The sequence below is a fragment of the Pseudomonas sp. SIMBA_041 genome (assembly GCF_046535095.1).
GTDB classification, from domain to species: Bacteria; Pseudomonadota; Gammaproteobacteria; order Pseudomonadales; family Pseudomonadaceae; genus Aquipseudomonas; species Aquipseudomonas mucoides.
The window spans coordinates 102,372-121,461 of record NZ_JAWRXJ010000003.1; the positions used below are offsets into that span (position 1 = coordinate 102,372).

Below are 19,090 nucleotides of genomic sequence, written 5' to 3' on the forward strand. Positions count from 1 at the left end.
TCATCAATGAACGGGGTTGGTTTTGTTCAGCCAGTCGAGCAAGGCCTTGTGGAATTGCGCCGGTTCTTCCATTTGCGGCGCGTGGCCCATGCCGGGGAATTCAATCAGGGTCGACTGTGGAATCAGTTTTGCCACTTGTTTGCCCAGCACGTCGTAGTGACCGAGCTTCGCCTTGACCTCAGGCGTGGCGATGTCACTGCCGATGGCCGTGGTGTCGGAAGTCCCGATCAGCAACAGCGTCGGCATCTTCAGGTCTTTGAATTCGTAATACACCGGTTGAGTGAAGATCATGTCGTAGATCAGCGCCGAGTTCCACGCGACCTGCGTATGCCCCGGGCCTTTGTTCAGGCCGGCGAGCATGTCGACCCAACGATCGAATTCCGGCTTCCAGCGGCCACCGTAATAGGTGTTGCGCTCATAGGTGCGGATGCCGTCGGCGTTGAGTTTGAGCTCACGCGAGTACCATTGATCGACGGTGCGGTAGGGCACACCGAGGGCTTTCCAGTCTTCCAGGCCGATGGGATTGACCAACGCCAATTGCTCGACCTGCTCGGGGTATTGCAGCGCATAGCGGGTAGCGAGCATGCCTCCGGTGGAGTGGCCGAGAAGGCTGGCTTTCTGGATGCCAAGGGCTTTGAGCAGTTGCTGGGTGTTGGTTGCCAGTTGCTGGAAACTGTACTGGTAGTGCTCGGGTTTGCTCGAGGTGCAGAAACCGATCTGGTCCGGGGCGATGACCCGATAGCCCGCCTCGCTGAGGGCTTTGATCGAACTGTCCCAGGTCGCACCGCAAAAGTTCTTGCCATGCATCAGCACCACGCTGCGGCCATTGGCCTTGCCATGGGCGGCGACGTCCATGTAACCCATTTGCAAGGATTTGCCTTGGGACTCAAAGGCGAAATGCTTGACGGTGTAGGGGTAGTCGAAGCCCTGCAATTGAGGGCCGTATTCCGGCCCGTCGGCGTGGGCGACGAGGGGCAGTGCGGCGGTCAGCAGCAGGCTGGGCAGCCAGCGGGAGAGGGCGAGGGGCATGGGTGAACTCCAAAGAAAACCTGCCGATGCTGGAACGGCCTGATTAGGGCGACATTAAACACAGGCAATCGCCGCGCTCGATCGTTCAACCCATCCAGCCCAGCGTGGCCAGGGCCAGCACGCCATAACGGGCGGCCTTGGCCAGGGTCACCATCAGCAGAAATCGTCCCAAAGGTTCGCGCATGACGCCGGCCACCAGCGTCAGCGGGTCACCGATAATCGGCACCCAGCTCAGCAGCAAAGACCAATGGCCGTAGCGCTGATAGTGCTGTCGAGCCTGTTCCAGGTGACGAGGGCTGACCGGAAACCAGCGTCGGTCGCGAAACCGTTCGATACCGCGTCCCAACCACCAGTTCACCAACGAACCGAGTACGTTGCCCAACGTGGCGATCGCCAATAGCGACCAAAGCCAATACCGGTCGCTGAGCAACAACCCCACCAGCACCGCTTCGGACTGTAGCGGCAGCAGCGTCGCGGCACCGAACGCTGCGAGAAACAGCCCGAGGTACGCACCGGACATCAATGGGCGGGGTAGTCCGCCACCACCACATCACTGCCGTCCTTTTTCAGGCCGATCACTTGATAGGCATCGCTCATGCCATCCATTTCCATCCCGGGCGAACCCATGGGCATACCGGGTGCGGCAACGCCCAGCAGGTCGTCACGCTTGCTCAGCGCCACCACCTGGTCCGCCGGGACATGGCCTTCGACGAACTTGCCATTGATCAGCGCGGTATGGCACGACGCCAGACGCGGTGGCACACCGTGCTGCTGCTTGAATTCGCTCATGTTGGTTTCGACGTGGTCTTCAACCTTGAAACCGTTAGCTTCGAGGTGGCTGATCCATTTTTTGCAGCAGCCGCAATTGGCGTCGCGGTGCACTTCGATGGGGATCAGGTCGGCGGCCTGAGCCAGGGAGGATATAAAAAGGACGCTCAGGGCGGCCAGACGCAGAGGGGTTCGCATGGGAAGGTCTCGACTCGGTGGCGGTCAAAAAAAGAGGCATTTTGACCAGTTTAGCCACGGATGAGGGGCGAGATTGTTTCCAAGTAATGCAAAGACAATGCAGCCAATGCAAAACCCTGAGGGAGCGAGCTTGCTCGCGATGGCGGTGTGTCAGTCAACAATGATGCTGACTGGAGGGCTGCTATCGCGAGCAAGCTCGCTCCCACAGGTTTGCTCCAGGCTTTTCAGGTACTCAACGAACCTTGAACCGCCCCATGATCGAACTGACGCGCGCATTGGCGTCCACCAGTTGCCGGGTATTCAACTCGCTGGCCTGACCGCTTTTCACCAGTTCATCCACCATGTGCCGGATCTGCACCATGCTGCGGTTGATCTCTTCGGTCACCGCACTTTGCTGCGAGGCCGCGGTGGCGATCTGCGTGCTCAGGCCGTTGATGTGGCTGACGGAACCGGCCATTTCATCCAGGCCCGAGTTGACCCGCGCTGTCGCGTCGGCGGCGGACTGGCAACTGGCCTGGGTGTTTTCCATTGCGGCGACCGACGAACTGACGCCTTGGGTCAGGCGCGTGAGCATTTCATTGATTTCCGAGGTGCTGGCCTGGGTGCGGCCGGCGAGGGCACGGACTTCATCGGCGACCACCGCAAAGCCTCGGCCTTGTTCACCGGCCCGGGCCGCTTCGATGGCTGCGTTCAATGCAAGCAAGTTGGTTTGCCCGGCGATGGCACCAATCACCCCGAGAATCTCGGTGATGCGTTGCGCGTCCTGCTGCATGCTTTCGACTTTGTGGGTGGCACTCGCCACTTCCTCGATCAACGCAACCACGCTGCTCGACGCTTCGCCCACCACCACCCGCGAACGGTCGGCGTTTTCGTTGGCGCGCTTGGTGAAGGCCGCTGTCTCGGCGGCATTTTGTGCGACGCTTTCAGCGGTCGAACTCATCTCGGTAATGGCGGTGACGGTCTGATCGGTTTCCGAGGCATGGCGCACCAGAATCTGACTGGTGTGGGCCGAGGTGCGTTGCAGGTTGTCCAGGCTCGAGGCCATGGCGCCGGTGGCCTGGGTCACTTCGCCGATCATGTTCTGCAAGTAGACGATAAAGGCGTTGACCGAGTGGCCGATGGCGCCCAGTTCGTCTTCGGCGCGGATGGTGATGCGTTTGGTCAGGTCGGCGTCGCCGGCAGACAGCGCATCGATATTGGTCTTGAGGATTTTCAGGCGCTGGACCAGTTGGCGAATCGCGTAGATCTGCAACAGCGCCAGCAGAATGACCATCGGGATTTGCAACAGGCTCAGGGTGCTGAGCACGTCATCACGCTGGGCGGTGATCAGTTTGCTCGGCAGGGCGGTGGCGAGGAACCACGGTGAGCCTTCGATGGGGCGCATGAAGAAGGTGCTGTCTTCGCCGTTGTTGTCGAATTCGACGCGCTGCGATTGGTCACGGTTTTGCAGGCCGGCTTTCACTTGGCTGGCGAACGGTGAGTTGCCCGCCAGTTCACTGATGTTTTTCAGAACGATGGGGCCGCTGATGCGCGAACTGTTGCTGATGATCTTGCCGTCGGCTTCGACGATCAGCATCTCGGCGCCAAGGTCTTTTTCCTTTTGCGCGATCAAGTCATTGAAGAAGCCCAGCGTCACGTCGATGGTCGACACGCCGTACGCCACGCCATTTTTCTGAATGGCCATGGCGCAGTTGGTGCGCGGCTCGGCACTGGCGTCATCTTTATAGGCCGCCGCCCAGGCACATTGGCCACGTGGCGTTTGCATGCCGCCCTTGTACCAGGCCTGGTCGTAGTAGTTCGGTGCGGCGTCACTGTTCCAGAACGTATTGACCGCCAGTTTGCCCGAGGCGTCACGGTGCCAGAAGGTGCTGAATTTATTGCGCCCGGCTTCACGTTGGCCCGGCAACGGCCAGATCCCGCCGCCAAAGACTTTCAATTCACCGTACTGATCCACCAGGCCTGGCAATACCGTGTCAATGCCAGCGCTGTCGAGTAAGGGAATGGTTTGGGTGATGCTGCGCTGTTGTGCCTGAACCTTGTTCAGTTCGCCCTGGATTTGTCGGGCGACGTCGGCGATGCGGTTGAGGGCCACCTGTTCTTCGGTATGGCGCAGTTTAGGCGCGACCAACTGGCTGATTCCGACCACCGTCAGCGCGAACAGCAACAGGATAAACAGGACCAGAAACAGCGTGTAGCGAGCCTGGATCGAACGGAATGTGGGCATGGGACCGGTCCTTGTGTGCAGCATTTTTATTATTAGGTTTGGAGGGGGCATCGCTGCTTCATCGGGCTATCGGCTTGGGCAGGGATAGCTTTAGGCACGATCGTCCAGGAACGGGCATCAGCGGAAAGCGCGGTAGGTATCGAAACGGATACAAACAAACTAACCGAGACGTACAAATCGCTGGGTTAGTTGTCTAGACCCCTCCAGGAAAGTTCGTCTAGGGCAATAAAGCCGGGCACTTGCCAGTTTGTATCTGAAATGTACGGAAATTGTAAAAATGAGCAAATAGGGGTTGGAGTGGCCAGTTGCCAGACCCGATACTCGCCCGCTCCAAACCCACTCAAGAAGGATCTGAATATGGTCACGCAGTCGGAAGCTCAGTCATGACAATCGGCAATACTGGGGGATGGACGGCCAAGGCGGGTCTACTGGTGCAGAACACTGGCGGCGGCAAGCCCGTGACGCACAGCGCCAGGGTCAAGCAAATGCTCGCGCTGGTGGGCACCAATCCAAATGCGCTGAACGCGGCGAGGATGGATGAGCAGAAAATATTCAGGAACGTAAAAGGCTTCGACCCGGAAAATGTATCGTCCAAACAATTGGGCAATCTCAGTGCATTTTTACGTGGCAGAGGCCTGATCTCCGATATTACGTCGATGACCTTGATGAACGCCGGGGACAAGTTTGACCGGTTCGGGGTACAGAATGATCCGGATGCGAAGTTCAATGCGCTGGAATACTTCGCCACGCAACTGGACACCATCCAGAACAACAGCATCAAGGGCGATAAATACGCGGTTGGCCTGATCCCGGAATACAAGACCGCCATCTACGTCCTGCAAAACCTGGCCACTTATGGCAAGGGCAATGGCACGACCGCTCCTACGGACAAGGGTGTCAGCTCCAAGGCGTGAAAGGTTGCCGGCCCGCTCAGGGTGGAGCGGGCCAGGCACTGTTGCTAGCGGTCCAGCAACTTCATGACTTCCTCGGGGTAACGCAAGCCTGCGGTGGCATTGGCGGGGAATATCGACTCCAGCGCTTTCAATTCATCTGCGCTGAGTTTGACCTCCAGTGCCGCAACGTTTTCCTCCAGGTATTTGCGCTGTTTGGTTCCAGGGATCGGGATCAGGTAGTCACCCTGCGCCAGCACCCAGGCCAACGCCAATTGGCCTGCTGTCACGCCTTTTTCTGCGGCCAATGCCTGCACTTGCTGTACCAACAGCAAGTTCTTCGCAAAGTTTTCCCCTTGAAAACGTGGGCTGAAACGACGGTAATCATCCGCCGCAAAGTCATCCGGGCTTTTCAGTGCGCCCGTCAGAAAGCCTCGCCCCAATGGGCTGTAAGGCACAAACGCCACGCCCAGACGCTGACACGCCGCCAGGCAACCGTTCTCTTCCTGGTCACGGCTCCACAACGAATACTCACTTTGCAGCGCGCTGATGGGGTGAACCTTGTGCGCGCGTTCCAGGGTAGCGACCGACGCCTCGCTCAAGCCCAGGTAACGCACCTTGCCGGCCTTCACCAGTTCGGCCATGGCGCCGACGGTTTCTTCGATGGCCACCTGCGGATCGATCCGGTGCTGGTAATACAAGTCCAGGGTTTCAACGCCGAGACGCTTGAGTGTGCCGTCGATGGAGGCGCGAATGTAGTCCGGTCGGCCATTGACACCCCGTGCGGTGGGATTGGAAGGGTCACGGACAATGCCGAACTTGCTCGCCAGAAATACCTGGTCGCGTTTGCCGGCAATCGCTTTGCCGATCAATTCTTCGTTGGTGTGAGGGCCGTACATGTCGGCGGTGTCGAGCAGGTTGATCCCGAGTTCGAGTGCGCGATGCAGGGTCGCAGTGGCCTCTTGGGTGTCTACGCCGGTGGTGTAGAAATCGGTCATGCCCATGCAGCCCAGGCCGATGGCGGAAACCTGCGGGCCGTTTTTGCCCAATTGACGTGTTTGCATGAAATCAACTCCCTGTGGTGTGAGCGCACAGTGTCGACCTCGACAGAAACAAGATAAACCGGCTAAAACTGCTATCACTGTTCGTCTTTTCTAAATAATCATCAGGAACGCCAGAGTAATGGACCGTTTCAACGCCATGCGCGTGTTTACCCGAATCGTCGAGCTGGGCGGGTTTGCCAAAGCAGCCGACAGCCTGCAATTGCCCCGAGCCTCGGTCACTGTATTGATCAAGCAGCTTGAAGCGCATCTGGGGATCCAATTGCTGCAACGGACTACGCGCCAGATCAGCCTGACCCTCGACGGCGCGGCCTATTACCCCCGTTGTGTGCGGCTATTGGCGGACCTGGAAGAAACTGAAGCGGTGTTTTCCGCCGCTCGACACAATCCCAAAGGGTTGCTGCGGGTGGACATGCCGGCAGGAATTGGGCGCTTGATCGTGATTCCGGCATTGCCGGCGTTCACCCGACGTTATCCCTTGATCGAGCTGGAAATCGGTTTGAATGATCGCCCCATCGATCTGATCCGCGAAGGGGTCGATTGCGTGTTGCGTGGTGGCTGCGCGCTGGATGATTCATTGGTGGCGCGGCCATTGGTCATGCTGGACCAGGTCACCTGTGCCAGCCCTGACTACTTGCAACGCCATGGAATCCCTCAATGTCTGGCAGACCTGGAAGGGCACCGGATGGTGGAGTATTTCTCCGGCACGACCGGTAAGCGTTTTGGACTGGAATTCCAGGTTGATGACGAAGTGCAACTCATGGATTTGCCCAAACAGGTGGCAGTCAACAGCGCCGACGGTTACCTGGCGGCGTGTGAGGCGGGGTATGGGCTGATTCAGACCCCGTATTACCACGTTGCTCGCCAACTCGATGAAGGCCGATTGTGTGAAGTGCTCGGGAACGTGCCGCCACCGGTGATGCCGTTGACGGCGCTGTATCCGCCTCACCGCCAGTTGTCCCGGCGGGTGAGGGTGTTTGTCGATTGGCTGGTGGAGCTTTGCGCGCAGCCGGGCCTTAACGTTTACCGGAAGGGTTCAAGCGGCTGAACAGGTGTTGGCCTGTGCGCTGGCGTCGCGCTGCAAGTTATCGTGCAACTGTTGCATGTCAGGGCAATGCAGGGAGAGATGACGCGGCTGCGCCCCTCGGTGAAACAGCGCAAACCACCCGTTGCTGCGCAGGGCGGGCATCAATCCGCTGAAGGTGAAACCCAGCAGGGTCAAACGGTGCAGGTCCTCGGCAAAGTGGCGTGACAGCTCGATTTTGGCCGAGATGAGCCAATGGCTGGGCAACCTCCGGAGTTGGTCCAGCAATGCGTCGCTCAAACGCTGAATGACGACGACGTAGCGTTGGTGATTTTGCCTGATTTGCAACGGCATCGACGCTGGCGACAGCGTGGCCCGATAAGTCCCGAACACATCACACAAGCGTTGCATAAGCGTGCGACAACTTTCAGGCCACTGAACTTCGGGTAACGGACGTGTGTGCCCCTCGGCCAGATAACAGCCGAGCACCATGGTTTCCGGCAGCGGCCTGGTGAGCGGGGACGGCGCGTAGTCGGGAAGCAATCCCGTGCTGTGAAACCCGATGCTGTGGGCCATGCGTTGCGTGTGGGGATGGTGCGTGACTTGTTTGATCAAGACGTTCTTGACCTGTTGCGCCTGCGACTGCAACAACAATTCCCGACCCAGGTGTGTCGCGATACGCTGACCTCGCGCAGCGGGATGGACCACGCTCAGTGCCAGCTCGGGGATGTCCGACAGTGAGTCACGGCATAACGCGGCGTGCCCCAACACGCATTCGCCGTCGACCGCCAGCATCGAGAACCATTGGCCGCAGGCGTTGTGCTGACTGATCATGTTCGGCAGATAAACGTCCGGTCGAGGGTAATGATCCCCATAGATCTGGCGAAACAACTGACTTACGGCGCGTGCATCACCTGGCTGGAAGCGACGATAAACGAGGGTCGACATTACTGACGCTCCGTTGACGGCGAGTCATACGCGCGCACGTCCAGAACCCGCATCTGTTTGCCAGAGCGCGGGTGAAGGTTCAAATCGGTGGTTGCACAGGGCACCACGCGCAGTTCCATCAACCCTTGGCGATTCAGTTGCTCAATGCCGGGATAATGGGCGATCAGCGCTTCATGCAGCGCGCTGCAGATGGGGAGGGTGTCGGTGGATGGCATGGTGGGCACCCACTTCACCGTCACAAGGTCTATGACGCCCTCTTGCTCGATCACCAACTGCCATTGATCGCTGCCAGCGATGTGCTGCACGATCAACAGGATTTCGTCGATCAGCAACGACAATGTCCCGACCCGAACCCGTTGACTGTGGGCACTGCGTCCCTTGAGCGCGAATTTGCGCATCGGCGTGGCGCTTGGCTCGCGCCAGCAAGCGCGGTCACCCACGGGATACCGCAGCAGGGGCATGAGCCGGCGCGTAAGGTTGGTGACCACCAGCAAACCGGTACGGTCACACTCTTCGATGACTTCGCCGGTGTGTTCGTCGACAATTTCCAGCAGTGTGTGGGGTTCAAACGTCCGATGCTCTCCCAAGGCACAGTCACGGCTACTGGCCCCTATCAGGCCGGCATCGACGCTGGCGTAGCCGGCGGAGGCGATGCGCGCATTGGGAAGCGCTGTCTTGAGCATGGCGATTTGCGCGGGGAACAGGCTTTCGCCGCCGTACAGCAATGTATCGACGCCGCACAACACCCGTTGATGCCGACTCAGGTAGGCGGCAAATCGCAACAACTGGGCTGGAACGCCGGCAAGCACGTTGATCCGATGCTGATCTACAGCATCAGCCAGCACGTCCAGGTCGACATTGCCCGTGAAGGGAAACTCGCAAATGGAGTGTGTGACGTGCGCCAGTGAGTCGTGGAAGAACACGAAGCTGGCGTAAAGATCACCGGAAAAAAACAGATTGGCGACCCGGTCGCCGTTCTTCAGTTGAGAGGAAATGCTGTGTGCAAATGTGGTTACCAATGTCCGCCATTCATTGGGGGTATAAACGCTAAGTTTGCCTTGACTGGTCGAGCCCCCGGTTTTAAATACCAGGCCATCGTCGATACGTCCTGTCAGCACGGCCCAGTTATTCAAGTCGTGACTGTCTGCCCAATACTCATCCACGTTTATTAATGGCAGCGCGTTCAAGGTAACTTCGCACATGGGCAAGTCTTGCAGATGATTGCGGTAAAAGTTCGAGTGTTGCCTTATGAAAGGCACGAGTTGTTCAAGCGAATACATGGAATTCACGGGGCTCTCTTTATATCAGGCATGTCTACGGTTAAGAGACAGGATGTTGCTGATCAGCGGTCTATTTGTATTCGGTTATCAATAACCAAGGGTGTTTTGCCGCTGTGTTTGTTTCTTGTGAAGGCCGATTCCGCACATTCGTGAACTTCTACCATTAAAAAGCAGTTGTTTACCGCGCTCGACAAGGCTTCATCGGTCAATAGGGACTGGCGAACGCTACCACTGTCTGAATCGATGAAAACCCGCAGCCGTTCCATGCCGTTCGGTGCATGATCCAGCTGAATTTGAATCGGTCTGCCGACACGCTCTTGCAGCGCCGATGGCGAGATGAACTCTGTGCCTATCCGCAGCAGCTTGCCGTGGCGCTGAAGCAATTCGAACCGCGGCGATTCAAGTCCGCAAGGACAGGGGCCGGGTACCCAGCGACCGGTATCGCCCACGTCATACCGGCGTACGTCCTGACCTTGCCGCGCCCGGGAGGTAAACAGCAATCGTCCGATTTCATCAGCCTGGACGGGCACATCCTGTTCGATCTCGACGATTTCCAGATGCTGGGTATCGCCCATCAAATGAAACACCCCATTGGCCGTCGATGCGCAGGCATGCCCCAGGGGGCCTGCATCGACCGAGCCATAAATCGCCGAGCGAATCTGCAACACCCCACAACTTTCCATCAGGCGCAGGCTGGCCTCTGCCGGGTGTTCACCGCCGAGGAACACTTTATGGATGCCGCCGTAAACGCGCAGGCGTTCCTGCTCGTTGAAGAACAGGCGGTGCAAGGTGCTTGGCATGCCGATCAGCACGGTGACACGCTGGTCCGCGATCATTTGCGCAATTTCGCTGAAGTCGTCATTCGGCGGTGCCCCCATCGGGAAATGGGTCACCTCCATCAGCTCAAGCACCTTGGTAAAACTGGAAAACCCGCCGTACAAGCCGCCGCCGTAAAACAGGTTCATCACCCGGTCCGTAGAAGGGTCGAGGCCGGCGGCGAACATACCATCGGCTGCCGCGCGCATTTGCCGCTCGAAGTCGCGATAGCTGTACCCGGCCACCGCCGGCGTGCCACTGCTGCCCCCCGAACGAAAATACAGTTGGGCTGAGCCGCTGATGGGCTGGGCCATGAACGCGTTTTTATCCATGATTGGCGTTTGGCTTGAAGGGGGAGCCGGTGGCGGCATGTCGAGTGTTGCCCGGCCAGTCGCTGTTTCTGCCGGCAGGCTCACCGAGAGGCGACGACTCAGACGCGACAGCGCGTAGACACCGTCGTGCGGTTCACCGGCGTAACCATCATGAATAGAGCCGCAAGGCGCAATGCGCGTGACCCCCGCGTTGACCAACGTGCGTACCAGCTGTGGCGCTTGTGCGGGTGAACAGATCAGCGCGCAACTCTGCAGCACGGTACGCCACGGCAGCAGCGTCTCGGCGATCAAGTGTTGCGGCACGGGTTTGAGCATCAGCGTGCGGAACAGTGGCGAGGGGGCCAGTGTTTGATCATGCTCCCAGATGATCCGCCATCCTGAGCCGTTCCAGACCTGGCCGGTCTGGTTTGCAAAGCAGAGATCCAGTCGAGCCATGGCGCAACGGGTGGTGATTTCCGAGGCTTCCTGATCGGTCGGGGTCAGCGCCGGCCACTGCAGGGCACGGCGTTCAAACGCTTCGACCAGTTGTTCACCCAGCCCCTGCAACACCACGGGATCGTCACTGTCGACCAACAGCCATTGCGGGCTGGAGCAGGCCTGTTGATCCAGACTGCAGACTTCATCCACCAAGGCGTCCAGCGTAGATGCAGTGGCCGCGTCTGGCGACAGGTAAGCGAAACTGATTCTGTGCCCCCAGTCGATCCAGCGACATCCGGCCGGGATGTGCTGACGAATGGCTTTAAGGGACGCTTCGCCGCCCCAGGCTGACACGCCATCGGCGCGAGTGCAGAGTTCAGGGATCTGTGCCGTACTGACAGGCAGCACCGCAACGAAATCTGCCAACCTGTCGCTGGTGTCACACTTAACCAGTGCCGCGAGTAACCGAGCGGTCACGCCTTCGTCGCTGGAACTGGGGCGCAGCCAATTGATGTTACCGGCCAGCAGGCTTTCGACGATCGCGCAGAACGCCAATAGCGGTGCATTGCCTGGCGTCACATGCACCACCAGCCCCAGCGGGTGCCAGCTTTCAAAACTTGTTTGGCGGTAGTCGATACGTCGCAGCGAACGGGGTTGGTCGCCCAGTTCTCGTTCAAGCTTGGTGCTGAGGTTGCTGCGCTGACAGAAGTCGACAAGCCCTTGGCGTTGTTCATCGTTGAGGGGCAATTCAACTGTTCGAGTCTGCAATTGCAGGGCAAAACGAGTGACGGTTTCGATCACGGTACCGCTGTCGATCGGTGCACTCAGTAGCCGTGGCAGTTGTTGGTGCAGGCGCTCAAGGGTTGCCTCAAGGGTGACATCGTCACGCAGTTGGCCATTGATCAAGTACATGTCATGCCTCTCCCATCAGTTCGGACGCGGCCATTGCGCAGCTTCGGCTAGCGGTTGTTCCGGCGCGTCCATGCAGTTCAAACCAGTCGGTCGTCAAGCCGCACCCGCAGCTTGCGCCGGGGTGTAATGTCGCCAGATCACTCATCACCACGGCATGCGCCGGGCTTGAAGAAATGTAGGGCGATACGAACTCCAACAAGCCGCGTTTGCCGTAGGGCTGGACGCTGAAGTCGGCGGGATTGCGCACGAAAACCTTCGAATAAACCGGCACATGAAAATGCTGGTGAGCACACTGAACGTAAGGCACGGCATGCTCGACGGCGCCGTAACCATCCCGGCAGCGCGCCAGCTCGATACCCAGTTGGCGGTTGATCCGTTGGTACAACCGCGACAGAGGCATTTCCTGCGCCGCCTGGGTTTTCCAGCCGCCCCCGAGAATCACCAATGACTCGGCCGGTAGCTTGAGGTCCGTCAGGCCGGTGTCTTCCATATGTTGCAACGCATGGGACAGGAACGCTGGAAATCCGAGAATGCGCACGGGCAAGCCTTCTTCAGCAAATTGCTGCAAGGCGTGGACAACCCCGAACGGGTCGAACGCGTGCCCATTTCCAGTGCGGCGCAATCCATAGGCGACTCGATTGACGGGGGCATAGCGGCATAAAAACTGATCGGTGAAAGCGGTTCCAAGGCTGATGACTGCGTCGGGTTCATAGCTCAGCAGCAAGTAGTTGCAGGGGCTGTCTGGAGTGTCCCAGCCGTAGTGCCGGAAAATGTGGTTCACCATGCCTTGGGCGGCAGCCATGCTGCGAGTGTCATAGCGCATGCGACTTTTTTGGCCGCTGGTGCCAGACGATGTCAGCTCAAGCGCGTCCTTTCCCGAGGAACCCAGTAATAAATGGCGTTTGAAATAGTTGGCAAAAATCGGCGGCAGTCTTGACCAGTCATCCATCGATGCCAGCGCGTTGGCATCAAGGCCATTGGCGTGCAGCCAGCGTTCATAGCCCGGCGTGTGCTGACAATGGAACAGACTGATTTCACTCATCGCCCGATCAAACAGGCCGTCTGGTACCGAATCCAGGCAATAGGGTTTCGTTAACGCGCAAAGCGCATCGGTATGGGGTAAATGGATCATCAATGGACCTGTGCTTGGGGATCAGACGGTAAGTGCGACAGCGTTGCGGCGAAGAAAAAACCGCAAGGGCAACAGGGATAGAAGCCCGGCGATGCCCGCCATCAGGGAGAAGGATTCATGGCTGTAACCAGCGCCGACTGCCGCAAGCAACGAACCACCGCCCCCCATGACAAGGATCGAGATCATGCCGATCATCGCCGAGACCAGGCCTTTGCTGTCATCGCTTGAGAACAATGCAAGGCGATAGAGTGCGGCGTTGCTCATGCCAAGACCGACCGCGTAAAGCCCAAGGCAACCGATCAGCAAGGGCGTCGAGACGCCGTAGAAACTGAGGACGACCAATGCGAAGAGCCCACCGCACAACGGCCAGAGCGAGTATCGAATCAGTTGTGGGATGTCGGTCTTGGCGATCAATCGATTGAGTATCAGGTTGCCAAGAATGACCGCGGCAAACACCGGGATTTGCCACAGGCCGTAAGCAAGTGGCGAAAGCCCTTGGTTATGCATCAGCAGCAGTGGCGCCAACCCGATCCAGGCAATCAACGGCAAACTCATGATGCCCAGCGCGACACTGGCGCTCAGGAATCGCGTGTTACCGAGCAGTGCGGCATAACGGCGCACGGTACCGCCCCATTCAAACGGCACGGCCATCAGGCGTTGACCGTCATGGCGTAACGTTCCCACGGTTTCCGGCATGTACACAAAAAGTGCCAGCCAGACCGCCATGCCGCTCATGCCCAGCAGCAAAAACAGTTCCCTCCAGGTTAACCATTCCAGCAGCAGGCTGCCCAACAGCGGGCCGAGAAGGGGAGAAAGCAGTGCGACATTTCCCAGCAGTGCCATGATTTTTACCGCGTCCGCTTCGCAGAACACTTCCTGCAATGCCGGGTAGCTGACGGCGATGACAAACCCCAATCCCAAGCCCTGGATCAGGCGTAATCCATTGAACGCATAAATGCTTTGCACACTGAATGCGGCACTGCAGGCGAGGGCGAATACCGCAGAACCGATAAGTAACATTCTACGGCGACCAAAGTGATCGGACAGTGGTCCGATAAGCCACTGCAACAGGATGCCTCCTGCCAGATACAGATTGAAAGCGAATGGGACATGTTGTGCACTTGCATTCAAGTCGTGAGTGACAGTCAACATGGCCGGCATGATCATATCGCTGGCCATATAAGTCAGTAGTTCGAAAAGCGTTATTGCGAAGCAAAAGCCAAGCAAATGACACGCGCTTATATTGATCAAAGGCCTGTCCATATATTCCCAGTTTTTTGCTGCGAGTTAATTGATGTGTGCTCTTGTTGCGCAGTAAGAGTATCCAACGATCAGGGAGGGCTCTAATAAAGGATTGAAACAGGGCGTTTCAACTGTTTGCGAGATGATGCAATGTGAGTCGCAGGGTGAAAAACATTAATGGGTTTAACGAAAATGCCCGCGACAGCGCGGGCATTAGTTAAGAGCTTGTCGGATTTGTCCTACGTACTAAAGTAAATAATGAATAGCTCTTGTCCCGGTCGTAAGTTATCGATGCTCGTAATAACCGGGCCCGCCACGATTATAGTGGTGATCCCCGTGCCAACCGCCGTGGGGGAAAATGATGCAGCCACTCAAGGCCAAAATTGCGATCAGGGGAATCAGCTGTGTGATTCGACGAAACATTTCGAAATCCTCATGGTTAGCGCCGCTATGAAGCCAAATCTCTTCATCGGCTGTAACATGAGACCCCGTTTACAGCTCGCCATCCCCGAAGAAAGGTAGGGGGTTGGCATGCGTTCGGATACAAAGCGGATACATTTTCAGGTTCAGGAACTCGCAATGACTCAATCGCAACGTTTGAAATACTCGATTCTGATCTCCCTGGTCGTGCTGGGGATCATGTTCGGCCTTTCGTATCTGCAAAACGAAGGTGTCATCAGCGAGAAGCTGTTTCAGTACATCGCCATTGGTGTGGCGGTGGTCGTGGTGGTGATCAACGGCGTGATGCGTCGCAAGGTCAAGGCTTGAGCGACGTATCTTCAACGGGTGAATCGCGATGGAGCATGGCTACAGCGTGCGGATGCAGACTGTAGCTTTTGTCCGGATTGAGCGTGATCACGCCTTCGCTGCACAAACGTTTCAACACTTCACGCACGCTGAGAAAGGACAAGGGAATGTCCAGGTCCAGCAACTGGCTGTGCACGCCGCGCACGCCGAGACTACGATCGCTTTCAGCGGCAACCAGTAAGGCGTCAATGACTTTGAGGCGAATCAGGCTGGTGCGCAGGCCAAAGCTTTTGAGCAGCAACCGGATGCGCTCATTGCCGTTGCGCTCGCCGCGCGGCTCGAAAATACCGGAGCCCATGGCAGGGCCCGAGGGTGCATTGCTACCGTCCATTGGCAATTGCGAGTTGTACATGCAAAAACTCCTTTTCCGAGCCGGCCAGAAAATGTGAAGGGGGCTCTCAGTCATTTAGACGAACGAGCACGACAAATAATGAAGGCCCAAATGTAGAAAATTTGTCGGTGCCATGTGAGCAGCCCGTGAGAAGGCCATTTGGAATGGCTTTGCGAGCCTAAATTTTTGTCTTTTGTTTCGTTCCTGAGAGAAGGCAGCGTGTTTGTCTATTCGATCAGGAGCGAGTGTGATTATTTTCAGGCAGTTAACCAGGCTAAGCCTTGCGGGTTTGTTAGTGGCGCTGAGTCTTGTGGCACACGCCCGCAGTCAGACAGAACAGGCGAGCGCTGACATTCGCCGCACCAGTTTCGGCGTGCCTCACATTCGTGCCGACAACGAACGGGGGCTCGGTTATGGCATCGGGTACGCCTACGCGCAGGACAACCTGTGTTTGCTGGCCAACGAAATTGTCACTGTCAATGGTGAACGCTCACGCTATTTCGGCCCGGAACAACTGACTGTCGAAGAGCGTGAGAATCTGGTCAGCGACCTGTTTTTCATCTGGCTGAACACACCCGATGCCGTCGCCGGTTTCTGGCAGGCGCAAACGCCCGAAGTGCAGCAACTCATTGACGGTTATGTCGCCGGCTACAACCGTTCGCTGGCAGAACGCCGGGCCCAGGGTTTGCCCGCGCGGTGTCAGGGGGGCTGGGTGCGCGAGATTACTGCCCAGGACCTGGTCAAGCTGACCCGTCGTCTACTGGTCGAAGGTGGAGTAGGGCAGTTCGCCGAAGCGTTGGCGGGTGCCACTCCACCCCAAGCCGTCACGCAAGTGATCGCTGAGCCATCGTCCTTCCAGGTGGCGGCCTCGCGCATGCAGCGGTTTGCGCTGGATCGCGGGAGTAACGCCGTGGCCATCGGCAGCGAACGTTCGTTCAATGGCCGCGGGATGCTGCTGGCCAATCCGCATTTTCCCTGGGTCGGCGCAATGCGCTTCTACCAGATGCACCTGACAATTCCCGGCAAACTGGATGTGATGGGCGCTGCGCTGCCAGGGTTGCCGATGATAAACATCGGGTTCAACCAGCACTTGGCCTGGACCCACACCGTGGACTCATCCAAACACTTCACGCTGTATCGACTGCAACTTGATCCCAAGGATTCGACCCGCTACCTGCTCGACGGCAAGTCCTTGCCGATGAAAAAACAAACCCTCACGGTGAATGTGCAGCAACCTGATGGTCAGACCACGCCGGTTTCTCATGTGGTGTACAGCACGTCCTTCGGCCCGATCGTGCAATGGCCTGGAAAACTGGATTGGAATCATCAATACGCGTACAGCCTGCGCGATGCCAACCTGGATAACGACCGGGTCCTGCAGCAGTGGTATGCGATGAACCAGGCGAACAGCCTCAAGGAGTTGCAGGCCTCGGTGCACGCCCTTCAGGGCATCCCGTGGGTCAACACCCTGGCCGTGGATGATCAGGGGCAAACGCTGTACATGAACCTGTCGGTGGTGCCAAACGTCAACGCGGAAAAACTGGTCAAGTGCAGCGATCCACGGGCCGGGTTGCAAATGATCGTGCTCGACGGCTCCAACAGTGCCTGTGCCTGGGACATTGACCCGCAAGCAGCGCAAAAAGGCATTTTTGCCCCAGACAAATTACCGCAGTTGTCGCGAAAGGATTTTGTGCAGCACTCCAATGATTCCGCCTGGATGGCCAACCCGGCGCAACCGCTCACCGGGTTCTCGCCATTGATCAGCCAGGAAGGCCAGCCGTTGGGTTTGCGCTCGCGTTTTGCACTGGATCGCTTGGCCACGCTGGAGCAGTCCGGGCGTTTGACGACAGGGGATTTGCAACGGATGGTCATGGACGATCAGGTGTACCTGGCCGCACAGGTGATGCCGGATCTGCTGCAGTTTTGTGCCGGTAACCTTGGCGCCGATGCCGCGGCGCTGACGCCGCTGTGCGGCCATTTAAAGGCGTGGGATCGCCGGGCGAATCTGGACAGCGGGCTGGGCTTTGTCCACTTCCAGAATGTCATGGAACCGTTGCAGCAAAACCCCGGTATCTGGCGCGTGGCATTTGATCCCAAAGATCCGCAAAACACCCCGCGTGGTCTGGCCATTGACCGGGCGGATGTCGCCAAGGCTCTTCGCGAGGCCATGCTCGTTTCGGTTGAACAGGTAAAAGCCCAAGGGTTGAAGCCAGACGTACGCTGGGGCGATATTCAGGTGGCCAGCAGCGGCGGCCAGCAAACGCCGATCCATGGTGGACCCGGCACGTTGGGCGTCTACAACGCCATACAAAGCGTGCCGAGAACAGACGGCAAACTTGAAGTGGTCAGTGGCACGAGCTACTTGCAGGTAGTGACCTTCGATGACGAGGGGCCACACGCTCAAGGTTTGCTGGCGTTCTCGTTGTCCAGCGATCCGGGTTCGAAGTACGCGCGGGATCAGACGCTGGCTTTTTCGAAGAAACAGTTGAGTGTGCTGCCGTTTACCGAGCAGCAGATCACGTCAGACCCGCAGTACCAGGCGCAGACAATTCGCGAGCAGGATGGAAACGCCGGGACGGTGGCTGCGCAGTAACAGCAAAGGCACTTGGATCAAAAACGAAGGCCGCACCCCACAAGGGTTGCGGCCTTCAGCTTTTAGGGGGGGTTAGCGGAATGGAGTTGAGGACCGGATTGCCGTCCTTGTTGCGGGTCAGGTAAACCGGCAGCACCTTGGGCAAGGACGCCACTAGGTTGTTGAGCTCTTTGATGTTGTAGATTCCGCCGAGACGGATCTGACCGGTACTGTGATCGGCCACCATCACGGGTTTGCTCAGGTAACGATTGATCAACGGCAGGGCATCGATGAGTGCCAGGTTATCAAGCACCAGTTTGCCACTGCGCCAGGCCAGCGAATTATCGTTGGCGTAGGTCTGACTGATTTGTGGCGTGTAGTCACTCTGTTTAAAGCACGCCTGCATGGCGGGGCCTAGACGTACGCCATCGCCGGGGAGGTCGTCGTTGCTGGTGACCAGCACCGACCCTTCGACCAGGTTCACACGAACCTGGTCCTCGTACATCCAGACGTTGAATCGGGTCCCGGTGACCCGGATACTGCCGCTGGCGGCCTTGACGACAAAAGGGTGAGTCGTGTCATGGCTGACGCTGAAGAAGGCTTCGCCTTTTTTCAGCGTCACCCGCCGCTGATCCTTGTAGTTGCTGAATGTCAGCTCACTGCCAAGATTCAGTTCAATCTGGCTGCCGTCGCTCAGGGTGACCTGACGGACCGTATCACGGGCTTCAAAGTGTTGGTACGAGTTGGGTAACCAACCCAAACTCCACCCACTGTATGCCGCCAGTGGCAACGCCAGGGTGCACACCGCAGCGGCAATGCCGAGACTGCGCCAAGGCGTAGTGGATTTGAGGCGCGCACCGTGATTGACGGGTTCAGGACGCGGCAGATCCCCGGCAACCTCCCAGATCTCCAGCATGGCTTCATATTCGAATGCATGCAGCGGATGGGCGTCATGCCATCGTTCGAAAGCTACACGTTCTTCAGCCGTGCAGTCGACTGCATGCAGGCGCATGCACCAATGCGCTGCGGCATCGGTGATCGCATCATAGTCGGCTGGCGATAGAGAATTGTCGGTCATTGACTCATCCTGATTTCCGGCATTCTAAC

16 protein-coding genes are annotated in these 19,090 nt (G+C 57.9%); 4 read left to right on the forward strand and 12 right to left on the reverse strand.

The features are described 5' to 3' along the window. Nucleotides 1-3: 3 nt before the first annotated feature. The 4 genes from SB725_RS07630 to SB725_RS07645 all read right to left on the reverse strand — a co-directional run bounded on the left by SB725_RS07630 (nucleotide 4) and on the right by SB725_RS07645 (nucleotide 4,219). Entirely contained in the window at nucleotides 4-1,029 is a 1,026-nt protein-coding gene (locus tag SB725_RS07630; RefSeq protein ID WP_027923477.1) for an alpha/beta fold hydrolase, read from the reverse strand. 85 nt (nucleotides 1,030-1,114) lie between these two features. After that, nucleotides 1,115-1,549: a YqaA family protein gene (locus tag SB725_RS07635; RefSeq protein ID WP_027923478.1), complete on the reverse strand. Its 435-nt coding sequence runs from the start codon at nucleotides 1,547-1,549 to the stop codon at nucleotides 1,115-1,117. Then, nucleotides 1,549-1,995 (reverse strand): DUF411 domain-containing protein, encoded by a 447-nt coding sequence (locus SB725_RS07640; protein ID WP_027923479.1) that lies wholly within the window; start codon nucleotides 1,993-1,995, stop codon nucleotides 1,549-1,551. The genes SB725_RS07635 and SB725_RS07640 overlap by 1 nt, the downstream gene beginning before the upstream one ends. Nucleotides 1,996-2,227: 232 nt before the next feature. Further along, the gene (locus tag SB725_RS07645; RefSeq protein WP_027923480.1) at nucleotides 2,228-4,219 is read right to left on the reverse strand and encodes a methyl-accepting chemotaxis protein; all 1,992 of its coding nucleotides are present in this window, start codon (nucleotides 4,217-4,219) and stop codon (nucleotides 2,228-2,230) included. Nucleotides 4,220-4,602: 383 nt separating this feature from the next. Here SB725_RS07645 and SB725_RS07650 point away from each other — a divergent pair, with 383 nt between their 5' ends. Continuing rightward, complete coding sequence (locus tag SB725_RS07650) at nucleotides 4,603-5,133, forward strand: hypothetical protein (RefSeq protein ID WP_027923481.1); 531 nt, start codon at nucleotides 4,603-4,605, stop codon at nucleotides 5,131-5,133. 44 nt (nucleotides 5,134-5,177) lie between these two features. Here SB725_RS07650 and SB725_RS07655 read toward each other — a convergent pair whose 3' ends face one another. Then, the gene (locus tag SB725_RS07655; protein WP_027923482.1) at nucleotides 5,178-6,173 is read right to left on the reverse strand and encodes an aldo/keto reductase; all 996 of its coding nucleotides are present in this window, start codon (nucleotides 6,171-6,173) and stop codon (nucleotides 5,178-5,180) included. 118 nt (nucleotides 6,174-6,291) lie between these two features. Between SB725_RS07655 and SB725_RS07660 the strand changes: the two genes are divergently transcribed. After that, nucleotides 6,292-7,218, forward strand: coding sequence for a LysR family transcriptional regulator (locus SB725_RS07660; RefSeq protein ID WP_059180919.1), 927 nt, complete (start codon nucleotides 6,292-6,294; stop codon nucleotides 7,216-7,218). On the opposite strand, the gene SB725_RS07665 is transcribed toward SB725_RS07660, so the two are convergent. The 5 genes from SB725_RS07665 to SB725_RS07685 are packed head-to-tail and all read right to left on the reverse strand — an operon-like array spanning nucleotide 7,207 to nucleotide 14,294. Then, complete coding sequence (locus SB725_RS07665; RefSeq protein WP_027923484.1) at nucleotides 7,207-8,142, reverse strand: GNAT family N-acetyltransferase; 936 nt, start codon at nucleotides 8,140-8,142, stop codon at nucleotides 7,207-7,209. The two genes, SB725_RS07660 and SB725_RS07665, sit on opposite strands and share 12 nt — an antisense overlap. Further along, nucleotides 8,142-9,431 (reverse strand): AMP-binding protein, encoded by a 1,290-nt coding sequence (locus SB725_RS07670; protein ID WP_059180918.1) that lies wholly within the window; start codon nucleotides 9,429-9,431, stop codon nucleotides 8,142-8,144. The genes SB725_RS07665 and SB725_RS07670 overlap by 1 nt, the downstream gene beginning before the upstream one ends. 53 nt (nucleotides 9,432-9,484) lie before the next feature. Then, nucleotides 9,485-11,899 carry an aldehyde dehydrogenase family protein gene (locus tag SB725_RS07675; RefSeq protein ID WP_410921503.1) on the reverse strand — a complete coding sequence of 805 codons (2,415 nt, stop codon included), beginning with the start codon at nucleotides 11,897-11,899 and terminating at the stop codon, nucleotides 9,485-9,487. 1 nt (nucleotide 11,900) lies between these two features. Continuing rightward, nucleotides 11,901-13,031, reverse strand: coding sequence for an acyl-protein synthase (locus SB725_RS07680; protein WP_194939995.1), 1,131 nt, complete (start codon nucleotides 13,029-13,031; stop codon nucleotides 11,901-11,903). 21 nt (nucleotides 13,032-13,052) lie between these two features. Next, nucleotides 13,053-14,294, reverse strand: a complete 1,242-nt coding sequence (locus SB725_RS07685; protein WP_027923488.1) for an MdfA family multidrug efflux MFS transporter — start codon at nucleotides 14,292-14,294, stop codon at nucleotides 13,053-13,055. 558 nt (nucleotides 14,295-14,852) lie between these two features. On the opposite strand from SB725_RS07685, the gene SB725_RS07690 reads away from it, so the two are divergent. Then, nucleotides 14,853-15,041: a hypothetical protein gene (locus SB725_RS07690; RefSeq protein ID WP_027923490.1), complete on the forward strand. Its 189-nt coding sequence runs from the start codon at nucleotides 14,853-14,855 to the stop codon at nucleotides 15,039-15,041. Here SB725_RS07690 and SB725_RS07695 read toward each other — a convergent pair. Next, nucleotides 15,031-15,432, reverse strand: coding sequence for a fe2+ zn2+ uptake regulation protein (locus tag SB725_RS07695; RefSeq protein WP_027923491.1), 402 nt, complete (start codon nucleotides 15,430-15,432; stop codon nucleotides 15,031-15,033). The two genes, SB725_RS07690 and SB725_RS07695, sit on opposite strands and share 11 nt — an antisense overlap. 226 nt (nucleotides 15,433-15,658) lie before the next feature. On the opposite strand from SB725_RS07695, the gene SB725_RS07700 reads away from it, so the two are divergent. Further along, nucleotides 15,659-18,004 carry an acylase gene (locus tag SB725_RS07700; protein ID WP_410921504.1) on the forward strand — a complete coding sequence of 782 codons (2,346 nt, stop codon included), beginning with the start codon at nucleotides 15,659-15,661 and terminating at the stop codon, nucleotides 18,002-18,004. Nucleotides 18,005-18,059: 55 nt separating this feature from the next. Here the strand turns inward: SB725_RS07700 and SB725_RS07705 are convergent, their stop codons facing one another. Next, a complete protein-coding gene (locus SB725_RS07705) occupies nucleotides 18,060-19,061 on the reverse strand; it encodes a FecR family protein (RefSeq protein ID WP_410921505.1) in 1,002 nt (333 codons plus the stop codon). Between the last annotated feature and the right edge of the window lie 29 nt (nucleotides 19,062-19,090).

Excerpts from the sequence above, each read along its gene's own strand:
- SB725_RS07655 (WP_027923482.1), bottom strand. The coding sequence starts at position 6,173 with ATGCAAACACGTCAATTGGGCAAAAACGGCCCGCAGGTTTCCGCCATC.
- SB725_RS07660 (WP_059180919.1), top strand. The coding sequence starts at position 6,292 with ATGGACCGTTTCAACGCCATGCGCGTGTTTACCCGAATCGTCGAGCTG.
- SB725_RS07635 (WP_027923478.1), bottom strand. The coding sequence starts at position 1,549 with ATGTCCGGTGCGTACCTCGGGCTGTTTCTCGCAGCGTTCGGTGCCGCG.
- SB725_RS07680 (WP_194939995.1), bottom strand. The coding sequence starts at position 13,031 with ATGATCCATTTACCCCATACCGATGCGCTTTGCGCGTTAACGAAACCC.
- SB725_RS07630 (WP_027923477.1), bottom strand. The coding sequence starts at position 1,029 with ATGCCCCTCGCCCTCTCCCGCTGGCTGCCCAGCCTGCTGCTGACCGCC.
- SB725_RS07690 (WP_027923490.1), top strand. The coding sequence starts at position 14,853 with ATGACTCAATCGCAACGTTTGAAATACTCGATTCTGATCTCCCTGGTC.
- SB725_RS07640 (WP_027923479.1), bottom strand. The coding sequence starts at position 1,995 with ATGCGAACCCCTCTGCGTCTGGCCGCCCTGAGCGTCCTTTTTATATCC.
- SB725_RS07685 (WP_027923488.1), bottom strand. The coding sequence starts at position 14,294 with ATGGACAGGCCTTTGATCAATATAAGCGCGTGTCATTTGCTTGGCTTT.
- SB725_RS07695 (WP_027923491.1), bottom strand. The coding sequence starts at position 15,432 with ATGTACAACTCGCAATTGCCAATGGACGGTAGCAATGCACCCTCGGGC.
- SB725_RS07650 (WP_027923481.1), top strand. The coding sequence starts at position 4,603 with ATGACAATCGGCAATACTGGGGGATGGACGGCCAAGGCGGGTCTACTG.
- SB725_RS07705 (WP_410921505.1), bottom strand. The coding sequence starts at position 19,061 with ATGACCGACAATTCTCTATCGCCAGCCGACTATGATGCGATCACCGAT.
- SB725_RS07645 (WP_027923480.1), bottom strand. The coding sequence starts at position 4,219 with ATGCCCACATTCCGTTCGATCCAGGCTCGCTACACGCTGTTTCTGGTC.
- SB725_RS07675 (WP_410921503.1), bottom strand. The coding sequence starts at position 11,899 with ATGTACTTGATCAATGGCCAACTGCGTGACGATGTCACCCTTGAGGCA.
- SB725_RS07665 (WP_027923484.1), bottom strand. The coding sequence starts at position 8,142 with ATGTCGACCCTCGTTTATCGTCGCTTCCAGCCAGGTGATGCACGCGCC.